An 18,258-nucleotide genomic window follows, 5' to 3' on the forward strand; every position below is an offset into this window, starting at 1 on the left:
CCGGGGGGGGGGGGGGCAGCGTGGGGCGGTGACCGTCGACCTCCGTGCGCTCCTGGGCCCCGACGGCGTCGCCCGCGTCGCGGACCTCGCGGCGCTCACGCATCGCACCAGCGTCAGTCGGTGGGTGGCCAGCGGTCGACTGCTCCGCCCTCTGCCGGGGCTCGTCGCGCTGCCGGAAGCGGCTGGGCACTGGCGGCCGCGTGCCCGGGCAGCGGTGCTCTGGAGCGGTGGCCTGCTGGCGGGCCGGTCCGCCCTCGCGGCGTGGGACGTCGTCGCGCAGCCGGGACCGGTGGTCCACGTGGCAGTCGGCCGGACGCGGAACATCCCCCCGTTGCCTCCGTGGCTTCGTGTCCACCGCGTCGATCGACCCGGCGGTCGGGTGCAGGACGGTCTCCCGGTGACGGGGTTGGCTGCGTCGTTGGTGGACGCCTGGGGTCACGCCCACGCCCCCGGCAACCCGCCGCTCCCGGTCGAGGTGGCGCGCGCGGGCGTCATCGGGGCCGTCCGGCGCCGGATGGTCACGGCGGGTGCGTGCCGGGAGGCGGCGGCCGGACTCCCGAGGCTCGCGGGCCGCTCCTCGCTCACCGGGCTGCTGGACCTGGTGGACGGCGGCTGCCAGAGCGAGTTCGAGGTCTGGGGCCTGCGGCACCTGCTCGACGTGCCGGGCCTCCCGCCGGTGCGGCAGCAGCTCCCGCTGCGTACGCGCATCGGGACGCTGCACCTGGACGGTGCGTGGGAGGACGTCCGGCTGGGGGTCGAGCTGGACGGCGCGGCCTGGCACCGGCAGCCCGACCAGCGGGAGCGCGACCTGCGCCGGGACGCCGCCGCCCTCGCCGAGGGCTGGGCGGTGGTCCGGGTCAGCCACCGGAGGGGCACCACGGAGCCGGGAGCCGTCCGACTGGACCTGGCCCGCGCGTACGCCGCTCGGCGGCGTTGATCACCGGCGGAGGGAGTGCTGGCGCACCGTTCTGGGCTCAGACCGGTGCGCCGGCACTCCCTGTCCGACGACGGGCGCCGGGCGCCGGGGTCAGCGGGGGAAGGGGTCCCTGGCCAGGCCGAGCTGGCTGACGCCGAGGTAGCCCGAGCGGAAGCCGGCCTCGCAGTAGGCCAGGTAGAACTCCCACATCCGGCGGAAGGTGCCGTCGAAGGAGCCCTGCAGCTCCGGCCACGCGGCGATGAAGCGCTCGCGCCACATCTGCAGGGTGACCGCGTAGTGCGGGCCCAGGTCGCGGCGCTCGACGATGGACAGGCCGGTGTGCGCGGTGAGGTTGTCCTCGATGGAGCGGATCGAGGGGATGATCCCGCCGGGGAAGACGTACTTGTGGATCCAGGTGTAGCTGCGCCGGGTCGCCGTCATCCGGTCGTGCGGCATGGTGATCGACTGCAGGCCGACCCGCCCGCCCGGCGCCAGCAGGGTGTCCAGGGCGGTGAAGTAGGTGGCCCAGAACTGCTCGCCGACGGCCTCGATCATCTCCACGGAGACGACGGCGTCGTACTGGCCGGTGGCGTCCCGGTAGTCCTGCAGCTTCACGTCGACCAGGTGCGCGACGCCCGCGGCCTCGGCGCGGGCCCGGGCGAGGGCCTGCTGCTCGGAGGACAGCGTGAGAGTGGTGACCCGGGCGCCGCGCTGGGCGGCGCGGATGGCCAGGGCGCCCCAGCCGGAGCCGATCTCCAGCACGTGCATGCCCTCGCCGACCCGGGCCATGTCCAGCACGCCGTCGATCTTGCGGAGCTGGGCGGCGTCCAGGTCGTCGCCGGGCTCGAACCAGGCCGAGGAGTAGGTCATGGTCTCGTCGAGGAAGGCCTCGAAGAGCTCGTTGGACAGGTCGTAGTGCCGGCTGATGTTGTGCCGGCTGTTCTCCTTGGTGTTCACCTCGCCGATGGGCTGGGTGCGCTCCACCAGGTGCCGCAGCCGCTGCAGCGCCGGGTGCACCAGCGAGGCCATCCGGGCGGCGAACGGGGTGAGCAGGTCGGCCAGGTCGGTGTCCGGGCCGGTCGTCCAGTCCCCGGTCATGTAGGCCTCGCCGAAACCGATCTTGGCGTCGGCGCCGAGCCGGTGGAACACGTTGGCCGGGCGGACCATCCGCATCGTGGGGGCGTGCCGGTCGCCGGCGCCGAGCACGGTGCCGTCGGGGAAGACCACCCGCACCGGCAGCGTGGAGACGGCGTGCCGGAACAGCCGCTCGGCGACCGCGGCCCGGAACGGGTCCCGCGGCGGGGTCGCCAGGCCCGGCCAGTGCGCCTCGTCCGGACGGGGCACGGGGAAGCGCGCGTCCTCGGTCCGGCTCGTGTTGTGGTGCACCGTCGTCATGGCCTGTCCTCGTTCGCGGTCGGGGCGTGCTGCCGGGCAGTGTTCGCAACGACCCCGGCAACCGGATCATGCGGGGGGCGGGGGACCAGCGGCAGACGCCGTGCCCACAGGCGGATGCCCTGGAAACGGATCAGCGTCGACACCCACAGGCTCATGAGGGGCCAGCGCACCAACCGGGTGACGACGGCGCGCGTGGTGGCCGCCGTGGACCGCCCCCGCAGGGTGGCCACGAACGGAGTCCGGCCGCCCACCTGCAGCGCCATGGTCACGTGCAGCTGCTCCCCGGGGCCGGTGAACCGCATCAGGTAGCGGCCGTCGACGGTGTTGAACGGGGAGACGTAGAAGTCCTTCTCGGCCTGCGCGCGCCCGGCGTCGTCCGGCCGCAGCAGGTAGGCGTGCCGCTCGCCGTAGGTGTTGTGCACCTCGGCGACGATGCAGGCCAGCGAGCCGTCGGCCCGGTAGCACCAGTGGGTGGACAGCGGGTTGAACACGTGCGGCCCGCTGCGGGCGTTGGCCAGCATCACCACCCGGGCGACGTCGTCCACGCCGTTCAGCGCGGCGAAGTGCGCCACGTTGGCCTTGATCGTCGACGACGGGTCACCCAGGTGGTCGGCGGCCTCGAACCGGGCGGCCCAGCCCAGCCCGCGGGGGAGCCGGGGCAGGTCGTCCAGGTCGACCAGCCACAGGTAGCCGCCGTGGTCGAAGGTGTGGCGCAGCGGGGCGGAGCGGGTGTGCCCGACCCGGACGTCGTACAGCGCCGGCGTCGCCACCGGGGTCCAGTCCTGGACCGTGCCGACGGTCGGGTCCGGGTCCGCCTGCACCCCAGCGGTCACCAGCCGCTGCCGAGGGACTCCGCGGCCCGCACGCCCGACGCGCAGCCGTCCTCGTGGAAGCCCCAGCCGTGGTACGCCCCGGCGAAGGCGGTGCGCCCGGTGTTGAGCGCGGGCAGCCGGCGCTGGGCGGCGACGGACTCCGGGGTGTAGGTCGGGTGGTCGTAGACCATCCGGCGCAGCACCGTCGTGGGGTCGATCCGGTCGGTGGCGTTGAGGGTGACCAGGTAGTCCACCGGCTCGTCGATCGCGTGCAGCTTGTTCATCCAGTAGGTCACCTGGACGGCCTGGGTGTCGTCGGCGCAGCCGGGCATCCGGTAGTTCCAGGACGCCTCGGCCTGCTCGGCGCGCGGCATGATCGAGGCGTCGGTGTGCAGCAGGGTCTCGTTGCGCGAGTACTCGAACGCGCCCAGGGTGGCCCGCTCGGCGTCGGTCGGGTCCCCGAGCAGCGCGAGGGCCTGGTCGGGGTGCGTGGCGACGACGACGACGTCGGCTGCGTGCCGCTGCCCGTCGGCGTCGGTGAGCTCGACGCCGTCGACGTGCCGGGTGAGCGTGGTGATGCCGGCGCCGGTCTGCACCGCCGTCAGGCCCTTGGCGGCCTTCTCGACGTAGGCCCGCGAGCCGCCGGTGACGGTGCGCCACTGCGGGGAGCCCGAGACCGAGAGCATCCCGTGGTTGGCCAGGAAGCGGAACAGGTAGACGGCCGGGTACTGCAGCGACAGCCCGGTGCCCGAGGACCACACGCAGGACACGACCGGGACCATGAAGTGCGCGACGAAGTAGTCGGAATAGCCGCCCAGGGCCAGGAAGGCGCCGAGGGTCAGGCCGTCGAACTCGCTGGTCCCGCCGCCGCCGCGCTCGTGGTCGGCGCCGGCCAGCTCGAGCAGCCGGTGGGCCTGGCGGTGGAACCGCTTCACCTCGACGAGCATCCGCAGGTAAGCCGGGTTGGCCAGCTGCTTCTTCTGCGCGAAGACCCCGGACAGCCCGCGGGCGCCGGCGTACTCCAGCCCGCAGCCCTCGCAGACGATCGACATGCTCATCTCGGTGGGCTGGGTGGACACCCCCAGCTCGGCGAAGAGCTTGAGCAGGTTCGGGTAGGTCCGCTCGTTGTGCACGATGAACCCGGTGTCGATGGGGACGACCCGGTCGTCCGGCGTCGCCACGTCGTGGGTGTGCGCGTGCCCGCCGAGCCGGTTGTCGGTCTCGAAGAGGGTAACGTCGTGGGTGCGCTGCAGCAGGTGCGCCGCGGTCAGCCCGGAGACCCCGGACCCGACGACGGCGGCGCGGGGGCGCGCCATGGCCGCGGCCGTCACTTGCCGGCCCCCTTGAGGGACGCCGCGCACAGCGCCGCGTAGCCCAGCGCGACCGCCAGCGACTTGGCCTTCTTGTCCCCGGTCGGGGCGTTGAGCCCGAAGGAGACGGCGTCGGTGAGGTCGGAGACGATCCGCATCACGGTGGCGGCCTGCAGCTGCGGGCCGGCCGGGGCGACGGTCATCGCCACACCGATCGCGATGTCGCGGGCGCCGAGGGAGTGGTGCAGGGTGCGCAGCGCCCGGGACGACGGGCCGAGGCCGGCGGCGTTGCCGTAGAGGTCGGTCTTGACGAACTCGAGCACGCCGAAACCGGCGGTGGCGACTCCGAGCACACGGGACAGGACGGGCATTCTCTACTCCTCGGCAGGGTGGGGCCTTCTCGGCACCGGTCCTCACCCCGAGGAGCGGGCCGTCATAGCGGGACGGCCAGGCCCTCCGGGCTCGGTTGCTGGAGGGCGTTCGTCACGTCCTCGCGCATCGGTTCGAGCCCCGTGCCGGCGAGCACGATGTCACGGGCGAACTCGTGCCAGCGGTGGGCCCTGCGCAGCATGGTGTGGCCGCCGGGCGTGGTGAAGCGCGCGACGCGCGCGCCGGCCCGCCGGGCGCGCACCGCGAAGTCCGCGGAGAGCCGCGCCGGGACCCACCGGTCACCGGACCCGTGCAGGATCGCGACGGTCTGGTCGCGCAGGTGCATGACCGGCTCGCCGGGCGGGGTCCAGGGCGCCAGCGCGCAGACGGCGGTGACCTGCGGGTCGCCGCCGGCCTTGAGCGCGGCCCGCCCGCCCATGGAGTGCCCGACCAGCACGATCGGCACGTCCTTGCCCAGGTCGTCGCGCAGCGCGTCGATGGAGTGCTGGACGTCGCGGTAGGCGTCGGCGGCGTCGCCGTTCCAGCCGGCCACCCGGTACCGGACGAGGGCGGTCTCGATGCCGCGCGGGCCCAGGTCGTTGCGCACGTAGGCCTCGAAGGCGCGCATCCGGACCAGGGAGAGGGCCTTCTCCTTGGGCGGGGCGATGCTGGCCGCCGTCCCGCCGTGGCAGAACAGCGCGACGCCGCGGGTCTCGCCGTCGACGGGGTGACGCTCGAGCTGGGGTTCGGTCACGGACACTCGTCGATCGTGGGCGCTGTGCGGACGTCCTGCACCCCCGAGGGGTGATCGCGGCCCGATCGGCTCATGTGATCCTCACCGCGCGCCGAAGGGACGACCATGGACCCGGGCCCGCAGCGCTGGTACGCGCGGACGACGCTGCCCGTCGCCGAGTGGGTCGTGCGGCACCGGTGGATCGCCCGCCTCGCCGTCGCCCAGGCCTTCGGGGTGGCCATGCTGGCCGGCTCGCTGGGCCTGGGCCGGCCCGTGGCCGCCCAGGTGCTGCTGGTGATCGGGGTGCCCGCGCTGCTGTCGCTGCCGGCTGCCCTGCCGCCCCGGGTGCGGACCATGCTGGCCACCGGGAGCCTGGCGCTGGGGGCCTGCGTGCTGGTGCCGCTCACCGTTCAGGGCGAGACGTTCGCCTGGCTGCTGCTGGCCCTCACCGTCAGCGCGCTGTACCAGGACTGGGTCATCGTGCCCACCGTGCTGGTCGTCACCGGCGCCCACTTCACCCTGATCGAGCTGGGCCCCAGCGGGCTGGACCCCTTCGACCTGGTGCCGCTGCTGGCCACCGTGCTGGCCGGCGCGGTGCACCACCGCAGCTGGCGGCTGGCCGAGGTCGAGGCCCGCACCGACCCGTTGACCGGCCTGGCCAACCGCCGGCGGCTGCGCGAGGCCGCGGACCGTCTGCTGCGCCGGGGCGGCCCCGCGAGCCTGCTCTTCCTGGACCTGGACGGCTTCAAGGCCGTCAACGACAGCCGTGGGCACGCCTTCGGCGACGCCCTCCTGGTGGAGGTCGCGGCCCGGCTGCGGGCCTGCGTCCGGGACGGCGACCTGGTGGTCCGGCTGGGCGGGGACGAGTTCGCCGTCCTGGTGCCGGGGGACCCCGTGCACGCCGAGGACGTCGCCCGCCGGGTGCGCGTCGACATGGCGGTGCCCGTGCAGCTCACCGGCCGGGCCGTGCGCGTGACGGCCAGCATCGGTGTCGCCCGGACGTCGGGTACCGCCGGGCGGCGCAGTGGTGCCGACCTGCTCCGGGACGCCGACGTCGCGATGTACCAGGCCAAGGCGGCCGGCCGGAACCGCGTGGTGGTGTGCGACGAGGGCATGGCGGAGGCCGTGCTGGACCGCGCGGCCCTGGCCGAGGACCTGCTCGCCGCCCTCGCCGCGGGCGACCAGCTGGCCGTGCACCACCAGCCCGTGGTCACCCTGCCCGCCGGCGTCACCGCCGGCTACGAGGCGCTGGTGCGCTGGCAGCACCCGGTGCGCGGTCCGGTACCGCCGCTGGACTTCGTGCCGCTGGCCGAGGAGACCGGAGCGGTGCTGGCGCTGGGCCGCTGGGTGCTGCGCCAGGCCACCCGGGACGCCGCGGCGGGCCTGGGCGGGGAGGTCGGACCCAGCAAGGTGGCCGTCAACGTGTCCTCCCGGCAGCTGGCCGACGACGGTTTCGTCGACGACGTCTGCGAGGCCCTGCGGGACAGCGGCCTGCCGGCGGACCGGCTCGTGCTGGAGGTGACCGAGACCTCGCTGGTCGAGGACCTGGACAGCGTCTGCGAGCGGCTGCAGGAGCTGCGCGCGCTGGGGGTGCGGATCGCCATCGACGACTTCGGCACGGGCTGGTCGAGCCTGTCCTACCTGCGCCGGCTGCCCGTCGACATCGTCAAGATCGACCGCAGCTTCATCACCGACCTGGGGCGGACCCCCGCGGCCACCGCGCTGGTGGCCACCATCGTCGAGCTGGCCCGCGGGCTGTCCCTCGACGTCGTCGCCGAGGGCGTGGAGCGGACCGACCAGCGGGACGAGCTGGCCCGGCTGGGTTGCGCGTTCGCCCAGGGCTGGCTCTTCGGCCGGCCCGTCCCGCGGGAGCCGGTGCGGCGCGCACCGGCGTCGCTCACCTCCGGCTGAGACCCAGCGGCGGGTGGCTCAGTGGCGGGTGCCGGTGCCGCGCTTGCCGCGGAGCCGCCCGGCGCCCTGCTCGGCGAGGTCGCCGGCCTTGATCAGGTTCCGGCTGACCGCCGAGGGGCCCTTCGCACGCTCGAGCCGCCGGCCGAGGGAGCGGAGCACCCGGGTGCCGAGCGGGACCAGGACGGTGAGCAGCAGCCACATGCGGATGCGCCGGGAGATGAAGAGCCACATGCGGCCCTCTCTGCCCCGCATCCACCCTGGTCAACCGCGACGCCGGGAGCCCGGCGACGCGGTCCAGCAACCGGGAGGCGGTGCTCAGGCCGGGTCGGGGGCCAGCCGGACGACCATCTTCCCGGTGTTGCCGCCGCGCAGCAGGTCCAGGAACGCGGGGACGGCGTCGTCCAGGCCCTCGCGGACGGTCTCGCGGACCTGCAGCTCACCCGAGCGCAGCCAGCCGCTGACGGTCTCCACGAACTGCGGGCGCAGGTCGGCGTGGTCGCCGACGATGAACCCGCGCAGGCTCAGCTGCTTGCCCACCAGCAGGAACATGTTGCCCGGCCCGGCGGTGGGGCCGGTGGAGTTGTAGCCGGAGATCGCCCCGCAGAGCGCGGCCCGGCCGTGCACGCGGAAGACGTCGATGGCGGCCTCCAGGTGGTCGCCGCCGACGTTGTCGAAGAAGACGTCGATGCCGTCGGGGGCGGCCCGGCGCAGCAGGTCCCGGACCGGTCCGTCGTGGTAGTCGAAGCCGGCGGTGAAGCCCAGCTCCTCGGTGATCCAGCGGACCTTCTCCGGCGTCCCCGCACTGCCCACGACGCTGGCGGCGCCGGACAGCCGGGCGAACTGGCCGACCAGGCTGCCGACGGCGCCCGCGGCGCCGGAGACGAAGACGTCGTCCCCGGCGCGGAAGTCGGCCAGCCGGAACAGCCCCGCCCAGGCGGTCAGCCCGGGCATCCCGAGCACGCCCAGGTGCCAGGACAGCGGGATGCCCTCCAGGTCGGGGAGCACGCTGACCAGCGTGTCGTCCAGCACGGCGGTGTCGCGCCACCCGGCGTTGTGCAGCACCAGGGCACCCTCGGGGACGCGCTGCGAACGGGAGGTGACGACCCGGCCGACGGTGCCGCCCTGCATGGTCTCGCCGACCTCCCAGGCCGCGGCGTAGCTGGGGCCGGCGTTCATCCGGCCGCGCATGTAGGGGTCCACGCTCATCGCCACGTTGGCGACGACGACCTGGCCCTCGGTCGGGTCGGGGCGCTCACGCTCGACGAGCGCGAAGTCGGCGGGCGTGGGCTCACCGTGGGGGCGGGCGGCCAGCTGGACCTCGCGGGTGGTGATCGGCACGGGTGTCTCCTCTGCTCTCGGCGTCTCCTCCGGTCAGGGCGTGGGAGGCCGTCGGTGTTCCCGGGGCGGCGGTTGCGGGCCGGTCCTACATTCGGGGCATGTCGTTCTTCTCCCGCGCCAAGACGCAGTCCGTCACGGCCGAGGACGCCCTGCCGGGCCGCTCGGAGCCGATCCCGCACGTCCCCGAGCTGCACGCCGTCAACGGCAACCGCATCCAGCCGCCCTTCCCCGGGGGCATGCAGACCGCCGTCTTCGGCGCCGGCTGCTTCTGGGGCGTCGAGAAGGTGTTCTGGCAGCACGCGGGCGTCTACTCGACCGCGGCCGGCTACGCCGGTGGCTTCACCCCGAACCCGACCTACGACGAGGTCTGCTCGGCCCGCACCGGGCACACCGAGGTCGTGCTGGTCGTCTTCGACCCCGCCGTCGTGTCCTACGACGTGCTGCTCAAGGAGTTCTGGGAGGAGCACGACCCCACCCAGGGCATGCGCCAGGGCAACGACGTCGGCACCCAGTACCGCTCGGCGGTCTACTACACCTCGCCCGAGCAGCAGGCGGCCGCCGAGGCCTCCCGCGACCAGTACCAGGCGCGCCTGACGGCGGCCGGCTACGGCGACATCACCACCGAGATCCTGCCGCTGGGCGAGTTCTTCTACGCCGAGGACGTGCACCAGCAGTACCTGTACAAGGTCCCGAACGGCTACTGCCCGGTCAACGGCACCGGCGTCTCCTGCCCGGTGGGCCTCACCGGCGTCTGACCCCGGACCGACACCGGCCGCCCCCCGCGCGAGAGCGGGGGGCGGCCGGTCGTGCGGCCGGGGACGGTCAGCGGGGAGGGGCGGGCGGCACCTGCTCCGGCGGCAGGTAGAACCGCTTGCGACGCTCCTTACGGACCTCCTGGTCGTAGGCCTGCGCGAGCTCCGGGGAGGTCATCGCCTGGCCGCGCCGGGCGATCTCGGCCTCCCAGGCCAGCCGGGCGGCCGGGTCGGCCCGCCGGCGGCGCAGCACGCCCACCACGAACGCACCGACGAAGGCCAGGACGGCGACGACCAGCCCGCCGATCAGCTGGTCGTGCATGAGCGACACCCGGTCGGCGTAGGACTGCTCGGACCCGTTGACGATGCAGCGGTCGCCGGGGGACATGACGTCGGCGCCGCACTCGACGCTGCCGGTCCCCAGCAGCAGGGCGAACGCCACACCCGCTGCGGCGACCACGAACAGCGGGATGCTGGGCCGGGAACTGACACCGGTGTCCACGAGGGTCTCCTCTCCCGGTGCGCCCCGTGCGACCGGTCCCGAGGAGCCTGCCGGACCACCGGTGTGGGCGCATCCTCCCGGTGGGGGACAGTGGACGGCGTGCCTGACCCCTTCTTCGACCAGCTCCGCCGCGAACCCGACGTGGACGCCCCCGACCTGGTCGCGGTCGACGCCACCGACCGGCTGCTGCTGGACGAGGCCGCCGCGGCGATCGCCGTGGCGCCGGACGCCGTCGTCACGATCGACGACTCGCACGGCGCGCTGACCCTGGGCGCGATCGCGCTGCACGGGGCCACCGGCGTCCGGGTGCACCAGGACCTGCGGGTGGGGGAGCGGGCGCTGGCCGCCAACGCCGAGCGCACCGGGCACACCGGCTCGTACACCCAGCACGGCCTGGACGCCGACCTGGTCCGGGGCGCTGAGCTGGTGCTGGTGCAGGCGCCCAAGAGCCTGGACGCGCTCCGGGAGATCGCCGAGACCGTCGCCCGCGACGCCGCCCCGGGCGTGACGCTGCTGGTCGGCGGCCGAGTCAAGCACATGACCCGGGCGATGAACGACGTGCTGGGCGACTCCTTCGGCCACGTGCACGCCACGCTGGCCCGGCAGAAGTCCCGGGTCCTGGTGGCGAGCGGCCCGACGCCGGGGGCCTCGAGCTTCCCCCGCCGGCAGGTCCACGCCGACCTCGGCGTCACCGTGCTGGCGCACGGCGCGGCCTTCGCCGGCACCAAGGTCGACCTGGGGACCCGGGCCCTGCTGGCCGCGCTGCCGGCGCAGGGCTCGGGCAGCGCCGTCGACCTGGGCTGCGGCACCGGCGTGCTGGCCGTGGCCCTCGCGCGCGCGGGGTACGACGTGCTGGCCAGCGACGCGAGCGCCGCCGCGGTCGCCTCGGCCCGGGCCACCGTGGAGGCCAACGGCGTCGCCGACCGGGTCACCGTCACCCGCGAGGACGCGCTGGACGGCGTCCCGGACGCCAGCGTCGACCTGGTCGTCTGCAACCCGCCGTTCCACCTCGGCGTCGCCGTGCACACCGGCGCGGCCGAGCGGCTCTTCGACGCCGCCGCCCGGGTGCTGCGGCCCGGCGGGGAGCTCTGGTGCGTCTACAACTCCCACCTGCCGCACCGGGCCACCCTGCAGCAGACGGTCGGCCCCACCCGGCAGCTGTCCCGGGACCCCAAGTTCACCGTGACGGCCTCCACCAAGCGGGCCGCGGGCGGCGGGATCCGCCGGATCGCGTGAGCGCCGAGCTCTGCCGGCGCGCGGCCTACCGGCTGGAGGCACTCGCCGCCCGGACGACACCGGGAGCTGGACCTCTCGGACTGCCCCGCTGAGCTGCGGGTTCGGCTCAACTCGGCTCGGACGGTGCCGTAAGCCCGGGTGATGCCCGCTGTCGCAGCGGACCGGTCCCTGGAGTCCACGATGGCGCACGCCCGCTGGTCCGACCTGCCCCTCGGCGGGAAGCTGTCCGTCCTCGTCGGCACGGGGGTGCTCGCCCTGGTGGGCGTGGCCACCGTCGGTGCGCTCGCGCAGGCCGGTGCGGTCGAGGGCGCTGCCGCGCAGAGCCGGGCTGCGGACGCGGTGCGGCTCACCATGCAGGCCGACATGATGCACGACGCGATCCGCGGCGACGTGCTGTCCGCGCTCGTCGCCCGCACGTCCGGCGACCTGACCGCGGCCGCTGCCGCCCTCGAGGAGCACTCGGCGACGCTGCGGTCGGACCTGGCTGCCGCGGCCGGCTCCGGCCTGGGCGCCGAGGTCACCCGGGCGGCCGACGCCGTCGGTCCGGACGTCGAGGCCTACGTCGCCGCCGCCGACGACCTGGTCCGCACCGCCGCCCAGGACCACGACGCGGCGCTGGCCGCCTACCCCGACTTCGGCCGGGTGTTCAGCCGGCTGGAGCAGAGCCTGCCCACGGTCGCCACCGCCATCGACGCCCAGGAGGAGGCCGTCCGCGCCGAGACGCAGGCAGCCCAGTCGACCGCGCAGGCGGTGCTGGTGGGCACGGCCCTGGCCGCCACCGCGCTGCTGGTCGGGCTGGGCTGGGCGGTCACCCGCTCCGTCGTCCGGCCGCTGCGCGCGGTGGGCACCGTCGTCGCGGCACTGGCCGAGGGCGACCTGCGTGCGCAGACCGGCGTGGACAGCCGCGACGAGGTCGGCACGATCGCCCGCAGCCTGGACTCCTCGATGGTCGGTCTGCGCGGGCTGCTGGCCACCGTCGGGGCCAACGCCACGGCCGTCGCCACGGCCACCGGTCAGCTGGTCGCCACCTCCACGTCGGTGCTGGGACTGGCCGGGCAGTCCGCCACCGGCACCGAGGACGCCTCGACGACGGCCGGCCAGGTGGCCGCCAGCGTCGACGACGCCGCCGCGGCGTCCCAGCAGCTCAGCTCCTCGGTGCGCACCATCGCCGCCAGCAGTGCCGAGGTGCTCGAGGTCGCCGCCCGCGCGGTCACCGTGGCCCGGTCCACCACCGAGACCGTCGCGCAGCTGGGCGTCTCCTCCCAGGAGATCGCCGGCGTCGTGGCCGTGGTCAGCTCGATCGCCGCGCAGACCAACCTGCTGGCGCTCAACGCCACCATCGAGGCGGCCCGCGCCGGGGAGTCCGGCAAGGGCTTCGCGGTCGTCGCCAACGAGGTCAAGGAGCTCGCGCAGGAGACCGCCCGGGCCACCCAGGACATCACCCGCCGGGTCGAGACCATCCGCGCCGACACCGAGCAGGCCGTGCAGGCCATCGCCGACATCACCGCGATCATCGGCCGCATCGACGGCGCGCAGCGGGACATCTCGCTGGTCCTGGAGCAGCAGGCCGGCACCGTGGCCAGCGTGGACGGCAGTGTCGGGGAGGCCTCCACCGGGGCGGCCCGGATCGCCCGCACCACCGCCGGGGTGTCCGCCGTCGCCGCCCGCACCACCGAGGGCATGCAGGAGGCGCGGGTCGCGATCGACGAGGTGGCCCGGGTCGCCGGGGAGATGGAGAGCTCGATCAGCCGCTTCCGCTGGTGACCGCCCTCAGTGCGCGAGGCCCCCGCGCCGGTTGACGACCGGGGGCTGGACCGACCACGGGAAGTCGATCCAGTCGTCGGTGCGCTTCCAGACGTAGTCGCACTTCACCACCGAGCGCGGCTTCTCGTAGACCACCGCGGAGCGCACCTCGGCCACGTAGCCGGTGCAGAAGTCCCGGACCAGCTCCAGGGTCTTGCCGGTGTCGGCGACGTCGTCGGCGATGAGCACGTTCGAGCCGGTCAGGTCCACCCGGTCCAGGTTCGGTGGCAGCATCACCGGCAGCTCGAGCCGCTCGTCGACGCCGGTGTAGAACTCCACGTTCATCACGAAGAGGTTCTTCACGTCCAACGCGTAGCCCAGCGCCCCGCCCAGGAACAGCCCGCCACGGGCGATCGCCAGGATCAGGTCGGGCTCGAAGCCGTCGTCGGCGACCTGCTGGGCGAGGTCCCGGCTCGCCGTCCCGAAGGTCTCGTAGGTGAGCGTCTCGCGTTCCGGTGCCGTCACAGCGGACATGCTGTCACCGGGCGGCGCACAGCGCGGCGGCGACCTCCGCGGCGATGCCGGCGTTGTTCTCGGCCAGGGCCAGGTTCGCCGGGATGGACTCGCCGTCGGTCTCGGCCTCGATCCGGGCCAGGATGAACGGGGTGACCTTCGGGCCGGTGACCCCGGCCTCGTCGGCGGCGGCCAGCGCACGGAGCATCTTGGCCTCGATCTCCTCGGCCGGGATCTCCGCGGCCTCGGGGATCGGTACGCCGAGCAGCACCCCGGTGTCCGGGCGGAGCCGCGCACGCAGCACCCCGGCCACGGTGGCGGCGTCCTCGACCCGGTGCGGCACGGGCAGGCCGACCGAGCGGGAGTAGAAGGCCGGGAACCAGTCGTGGCGCCAGCCGAGCACGGGGACGCCGATCGCCTCGAGGTGCTCCAGCGTGCGGGGCAGGTCCAGGAACGCCTTGGCGCCCGCGCACACGGTGACCACCGGGTGGCTGGCCAGCGCGTCGAGGTCGGCGGAGACGTCGCCGGTGCTCTCGACACCGCGGTGCACCCCGCCGATGCCGCCGGTGGCGAAGACCTCGATGCCGGCGGCGTGCGCCAAGGCGACGGAGGCCGAGACCGTGGTCATGCCCTCGGCCCAGCGCTGGGCGATCGCCACCGGGACGTCCCGCTCGGCGACCTTGGAGCTGCCGGTGAGCACCCGGTCGACGTCGGCAGCGCTCAGCCCGACCCGCGGGCGCCCGTCGAGCACCGCGGTGACGGCCGGGACCGCGCCGTGGGCACGGACGGCGGCTTCGCACCGGTCGAAGGCCTCCCGGTTGCCGGGCGCGGGCAGGCCCAGGTTGGAGAAGATCGTGGACTCCATGGCGACGACCGGGCGGCCCTCGGCCAGGGCGGTGGCGACCTCGTCGGCGACGACGAGCCCGATACGTTCGGCGGTGGAGGTCATGCGGGTGCTCCCGAGGGTTCGAGGGTGGGGTCCGGGGTGAGGTTCGCGCCCGGCTGCTGCAGGACGCGGGCGGCCAGCGCGTGGCCGGCCAGGCAGGCCGCGACCGGGTCGCGGTCGACGGCGAAGGAGGTGAGGAAGCCGGCCGCGAAGGCGTCGCCGGCCCCGGTGGTGTCCCGGACACCGGCCACCGGCTCGACCGGCACCCGGACGACGGCGCCGTCCGGCCCGGTGACCGTGGTGGGTGCGGCACCGGCCTTGACCACCGTCGTCGCGACGCCGGGCACCGGGCCGAGCGCGGCCGACTCCTCGGTGTTGGCGATCAGCACGTCGGGGGCCAGCGCGGCGATCGCGGTGCGCAGCGCGTCCGCGCCCAGCCGGGTCACCAGGTCGACGGAGGACACGTCGACGCTGGTCAGCGAGCCGGCGTCCCGGGCAGCGAGGAATAGCGTGCGGACGGCGCCGGCCGGGCCGGGGGTGGCCAGGGCGTAGGCGGGGGCGTGCACGACGGTGGCACCGCCCACCCAGGACGCCGGCGGCTCGGTGAGCTCGGCGGCGGCGCCGCGGTCGGGGACCATGGTGCGCTCGCCGGCGGGGTCGACCAGGACGACGATGCTGCCGGTCCGGCCCGCCCGCTGGACCCGCACCTGCACGCCGGCCCGTTCCAGGTCGGCGGTCAGTGCGGCGCCCAGGGCGTCGTCACCGACCCGGCCGACGAACCGGCTCGCCACCCCTGTGGCCGCGGCGAAGACGGCGACGTTGGCGGCGCTGCCCCCGCGGGTGCGGACGACCCGGCCGGGGTTGTCGGTGCCCGTGCGGAGGGGACCGTCGGTCCAGACGACGACGTCCTCGACGACGTCGCCGATGCAGACCAGCACGGGGCCTCCCCGGGTTAAGCGCTTAACGTGACCGTAGCAGGCCGGCTGCCGGTCCGGTGCTGCCGCGCACGACCAACTGCGCCGGGAGCACCACCGGGTCACCCGCAGGGCCGGCCGGGTCGTCGATCACCCGCGCCAGGAGCACCGCGCCGCGGTGACCGAGCTCGCGGGCGGGCAGCGCGACGGTCGTCAGCGGGGGTGCCGACACCTCGGCGAAGGGGATGTCGTCGAAGCCGGCCACCGACAGCTGGCCCGGTACCGCCACGCCCGTGCCATGCAGGCCCGCGAGCACACCCAGCGCCTGGACGTCGGTGGCGGCCACCACCGCGGTGGCGCCCGCGGCCCGCCACCCCGCCGACCGCTGCGCCGCGTGGTCCCGCGCCGCGGCCAGGTCGATGTCGCACCGGTCGTCGGTGACGACCGCGCCGGGCACCAGCCGGACGAACTCGGCGGCGAAGGCACTGCGGCGCTCGGCGAAGGTCGACCAGGGGCGGTTGCTGTCCAGGTGGACCACGTGCCGGTGTCCCAGGTCGGCGAGGTGCCGGGCCAGCTCACGGGCGCCCACCGCCACGTCGAGGGACACCTGGTGGCCGCCGGCCGCGGGGTCGTCGAGGTGGACCACCGGCAGGTCCGGCCGGCCGGCCGGGAGCGTGCCCGGGTAGTTGATCAACACGCCGTCGACGGTGGCCGCGCCGACCGGCTCGACGTCGGGTTCATCGAGGCCGGCGGCCAGCAGGAGCAGCAGGTGGCCGGTGCCGTCGGTGGCCTCGGCGATGCCGGCCGCCGCGCCGGCGGCCACCTGGGCGGTGAACGGGTTGGTCATGTCGTGGGCGAGCAGGGCGACCTGGCGGCGGCGTCCGGTCGCCAGGGCGCGCGCGGAGGCGTCGGTGACGTACCCGAGGGCGGCGATCGCGTCGAGGACCCGCAGCCGGGTGGCGGGGGCGACCCGGCCCTCGGCCTTGCCGTTCACGACGAAGGACACGGTGGCCACCGAGACACCGGCCCGGGCGGCGACGTCCACGGCACGGGGACGGCGGGCCGGGCCGGGCCGGCCGATCCCCCCTGCCTCGCGCACGGGTGCACGGTAATCAGCGCACCCGCACCGCGTGCGGGCCGGACCACCGGCGGGACGGGTTCGCCGTCGACCGGAACGGTGTCCCGCGGGCCGGCAGTCAGACGAAGCCGGGGGTGCCCTCCCAGGCGACCTCGGCGGCGGGGACGTCGTCGCGCAGCACGGTGCCCTCGATCAGGCCGTAGGGGCGGTCGGCGGCGTGGTAGACGACGTCGGGGTTGTCCAGGCCGAAGGCGGACAGGTCCTGCAGGAAGTGGTGCTTGTTGGGCATCGACATCCGCACCTCGGCGACGTCGGGGTGCCGCTCCAGCACCGCCGTCGCCATCGCGTACTGGCTCTGCTGCAGGGCGAGGGAGTGCTGCGAGGCGAAGGTCTCCAGCATCGTCGTCCGGACGCTGTCGTAGACCGCGGCGAAGTCCAGATCAGTGCGGGTGTAGCGCCATCGGGCGGTCACCGCGGTGGCGAGGATCCGCTCCCGGGTCTCGGGCAGCGTGGTGTACGCATCCCGCGGGAAGCCCCAGAACTCCGAGCCGGTCGTCTTCAGCACGACCAGGTCCGACAGTCCGGCGACGACGTGCAGGTCGTCGCCGTCCGCGGTGACCACGGCGGTGCGCACCTCGCCGCCGGCCCGGCGGAACGCGTGGTCGTGCGGCTGCCCGCCGACGGCGATCCGGTCCCAGCCGTAGGACTCGATGCCGATCCGCGCCCCGGTGATCCAGTCGTAGCTGTCGGCGAAGTGCCGGGCCAGCCGCAGCCCGAACTCCTCGGGCGTGCTGATCCCGTCCCGGGCGAAGGCGAACACGGTGTTCTTCTGCGAGTCGGTGGCCAGGATGTGGCTGTTGTCGCCGTCGGTGAACGCACCGGCGAAGTCACCCCGCAGCGCGGAGCTGACGTTCAGGTCGACCAGGGAGTGTCGCGGGGTGGAGCGGTCGACCGCGACCACCCGCACCTCGGCCTTCCCGTACTGGTTGGGTCCGAGCACGATCGCCATGGGTGCACCTTGCCCGGTCGAGATTTCAGCCGTGTTGCACGGACGGGCTCAATGTGAAGGGGCTTAACTGTTGGCGGGCAGTACCGCTGCGGCAATCTTTTCTGCGATGACGGGAATCACATCAAGCTTGGTCTCAAAGCCTGCCAGGTCGGGGAGGATTCCACTGTACTCAGCAACATCCGCGAAAGAGACGCGGTCGAGAACAGGAATCAACGTTTTTTTCCCGAGCAGCGCGCCAAGTTCGCGTTCGGTCCAGAATCGACCGGTTAGGTAGGCCGGAGTGAGTATTACCACACCACACCGAGCCGACCGCAGCCCGCGATCCATCTGCAGGCTTTGGCTTTGCCCAGGAATGATCGCTATTTCATCGAACCAGACCGAGACTCCATGATCTGTTAGGGCGTTCTTCAGCTCTGTAGCAACTTCCGCGCCGTCGATTCTTGCGTAACTGAGAAAGACGTCCCACTCGCGGTCTTGACGACCGATGATGTTGTCGCGAACTTGGTCGGCTAGGACCTGTTCAGATGGGCGGTACGTCACTCGTGTAGGTGACGACAGAGCGCGACGCATCTCGTTCACGACGTTCTGGTTATGAATATTGGCCTTCTGGTTTGCGCGATTCACGTCCGCGATTTGATTATTCACCTGTCGCACCTGTTGCTGGTTCGCTGCTCGCACCCGGTCGTTATGGGCCTTCACTTGGCGATTGTAATCATCAACTCGTCGCTTATTCTCACGGTTGACTCGATCGACTTCGCGCTGAACCTGCGCCTGCGCTTTTCGTTGCGCCTCGCGAAGTTGCCTCTGAAAGGCGGCTGCATTGAACTGCGCCATGATGACC

Annotated in this window: 19 protein-coding genes; 5 read left to right on the forward strand and 14 right to left on the reverse strand. The window is 73.9% G+C overall.

What is annotated here, in order from left to right; translation table 11 throughout:
- Positions 1–397 precede the first annotated feature (397 nt).
- Positions 398–937, forward strand: a complete 540-nt coding sequence (locus AC0IVP_RS08515) for an endonuclease domain-containing protein (protein WP_471755901.1) — start codon at positions 398–400, stop codon at positions 935–937.
- Positions 938–1,027: 90 nt separating this feature from the next.
- On the opposite strand, the gene AC0IVP_RS08520 is transcribed toward AC0IVP_RS08515, so the two are convergent.
- The 5 genes from AC0IVP_RS08520 to AC0IVP_RS08540 all read right to left on the reverse strand — a co-directional run bounded on the left by AC0IVP_RS08520 (position 1,028) and on the right by AC0IVP_RS08540 (position 5,556).
- Positions 1,028–2,311, reverse strand: a complete 1,284-nt coding sequence (locus AC0IVP_RS08520; RefSeq protein ID WP_056290412.1) for an SAM-dependent methyltransferase — start codon at positions 2,309–2,311, stop codon at positions 1,028–1,030.
- Complete coding sequence (locus AC0IVP_RS08525) at positions 2,308–3,144, reverse strand: DUF1365 domain-containing protein (RefSeq protein WP_200938712.1); 837 nt, start codon at positions 3,142–3,144, stop codon at positions 2,308–2,310. The genes AC0IVP_RS08520 and AC0IVP_RS08525 overlap by 4 nt, the downstream gene beginning before the upstream one ends.
- Positions 3,141–4,439 carry an NAD(P)/FAD-dependent oxidoreductase gene (locus tag AC0IVP_RS08530; protein ID WP_471755903.1) on the reverse strand — a complete coding sequence of 433 codons (1,299 nt, stop codon included), beginning with the start codon at positions 4,437–4,439 and terminating at the stop codon, positions 3,141–3,143. The genes AC0IVP_RS08525 and AC0IVP_RS08530 overlap by 4 nt, the downstream gene beginning before the upstream one ends.
- Positions 4,440–4,450: 11 nt before the next feature.
- Positions 4,451–4,804: a hypothetical protein gene (locus AC0IVP_RS08535; protein WP_056290417.1), complete on the reverse strand. Its 354-nt coding sequence runs from the start codon at positions 4,802–4,804 to the stop codon at positions 4,451–4,453.
- A 62-nt stretch (positions 4,805–4,866) separates the two neighbouring features.
- The gene (locus AC0IVP_RS08540) at positions 4,867–5,556 is read right to left on the reverse strand and encodes an alpha/beta hydrolase (protein WP_056290420.1); all 690 of its coding nucleotides are present in this window, start codon (positions 5,554–5,556) and stop codon (positions 4,867–4,869) included.
- Between the two features lie 105 nt (positions 5,557–5,661).
- Between AC0IVP_RS08540 and AC0IVP_RS08545 the strand changes: the two genes are divergently transcribed.
- The gene (locus AC0IVP_RS08545) at positions 5,662–7,446 is read left to right on the forward strand and encodes a putative bifunctional diguanylate cyclase/phosphodiesterase (protein ID WP_471755905.1); all 1,785 of its coding nucleotides are present in this window, start codon (positions 5,662–5,664) and stop codon (positions 7,444–7,446) included.
- A gap of 18 nt (positions 7,447–7,464) precedes the next feature.
- Here AC0IVP_RS08545 and AC0IVP_RS08550 read toward each other — a convergent pair whose 3' ends face one another.
- Positions 7,465–7,677: a hypothetical protein gene (locus AC0IVP_RS08550; protein ID WP_471755907.1), complete on the reverse strand. Its 213-nt coding sequence runs from the start codon at positions 7,675–7,677 to the stop codon at positions 7,465–7,467.
- An 84-nt stretch (positions 7,678–7,761) separates the two neighbouring features.
- On the reverse strand, positions 7,762–8,784 hold the full coding sequence (locus AC0IVP_RS08555; RefSeq protein WP_056290431.1) for an NADP-dependent oxidoreductase: 1,023 nt from the start codon (positions 8,782–8,784) through the stop codon (positions 7,762–7,764).
- A gap of 98 nt (positions 8,785–8,882) precedes the next feature.
- Here AC0IVP_RS08555 and msrA point away from each other — a divergent pair, with 98 nt between their 5' ends.
- Positions 8,883–9,539 carry a peptide-methionine (S)-S-oxide reductase MsrA gene (gene msrA / locus AC0IVP_RS08560; protein WP_471755909.1) on the forward strand — a complete coding sequence of 219 codons (657 nt, stop codon included), beginning with the start codon at positions 8,883–8,885 and terminating at the stop codon, positions 9,537–9,539.
- Between the two features lie 67 nt (positions 9,540–9,606).
- Here the strand turns inward: msrA and AC0IVP_RS08565 are convergent, their stop codons facing one another.
- Positions 9,607–10,038 (reverse strand): hypothetical protein, encoded by a 432-nt coding sequence (locus AC0IVP_RS08565; protein WP_056290437.1) that lies wholly within the window; start codon positions 10,036–10,038, stop codon positions 9,607–9,609.
- Between the two features lie 99 nt (positions 10,039–10,137).
- On the opposite strand from AC0IVP_RS08565, the gene AC0IVP_RS08570 reads away from it, so the two are divergent.
- Positions 10,138–11,274, forward strand: a complete 1,137-nt coding sequence (locus AC0IVP_RS08570; protein WP_200938713.1) for a class I SAM-dependent methyltransferase — start codon at positions 10,138–10,140, stop codon at positions 11,272–11,274.
- Positions 11,275–11,415: 141 nt separating this feature from the next.
- Positions 11,416–13,038, forward strand: coding sequence for a methyl-accepting chemotaxis protein (locus tag AC0IVP_RS08575; RefSeq protein WP_471755911.1), 1,623 nt, complete (start codon positions 11,416–11,418; stop codon positions 13,036–13,038).
- A 6-nt stretch (positions 13,039–13,044) separates the two neighbouring features.
- Here AC0IVP_RS08575 and AC0IVP_RS08580 read toward each other — a convergent pair whose 3' ends face one another.
- The 6 genes from AC0IVP_RS08580 to AC0IVP_RS08605 all read right to left on the reverse strand — a co-directional run bounded on the left by AC0IVP_RS08580 (position 13,045) and on the right by AC0IVP_RS08605 (position 18,251).
- On the reverse strand, positions 13,045–13,542 hold the full coding sequence (locus AC0IVP_RS08580) for a phosphoribosyltransferase (RefSeq protein WP_056290447.1): 498 nt from the start codon (positions 13,540–13,542) through the stop codon (positions 13,045–13,047).
- Between the two features lie 13 nt (positions 13,543–13,555).
- Positions 13,556–14,479, reverse strand: coding sequence for a pseudouridine-5'-phosphate glycosidase (locus AC0IVP_RS08585; RefSeq protein ID WP_471755913.1), 924 nt, complete (start codon positions 14,477–14,479; stop codon positions 13,556–13,558).
- On the reverse strand, positions 14,476–15,354 hold the full coding sequence (locus AC0IVP_RS08590; protein ID WP_471755915.1) for a carbohydrate kinase family protein: 879 nt from the start codon (positions 15,352–15,354) through the stop codon (positions 14,476–14,478). Before AC0IVP_RS08590 ends, AC0IVP_RS08585 begins: the two co-directional genes overlap by 4 nt.
- Positions 15,355–15,376: 22 nt before the next feature.
- The gene (locus AC0IVP_RS08595; RefSeq protein WP_471755917.1) at positions 15,377–16,429 is read right to left on the reverse strand and encodes a LacI family DNA-binding transcriptional regulator; all 1,053 of its coding nucleotides are present in this window, start codon (positions 16,427–16,429) and stop codon (positions 15,377–15,379) included.
- Between the two features lie 97 nt (positions 16,430–16,526).
- A complete protein-coding gene (gene pucL, locus AC0IVP_RS08600; protein WP_471755919.1) occupies positions 16,527–17,417 on the reverse strand; it encodes a factor-independent urate hydroxylase in 891 nt (296 codons plus the stop codon).
- 63 nt (positions 17,418–17,480) lie between these two features.
- Positions 17,481–18,251 carry a TIR domain-containing protein gene (locus tag AC0IVP_RS08605; protein WP_471755921.1) on the reverse strand — a complete coding sequence of 257 codons (771 nt, stop codon included), beginning with the start codon at positions 18,249–18,251 and terminating at the stop codon, positions 17,481–17,483.
- Positions 18,252–18,258: the final 7 nt, after the last annotated feature.

The organism is Klenkia sp. AC732, from assembly GCF_979256525.1.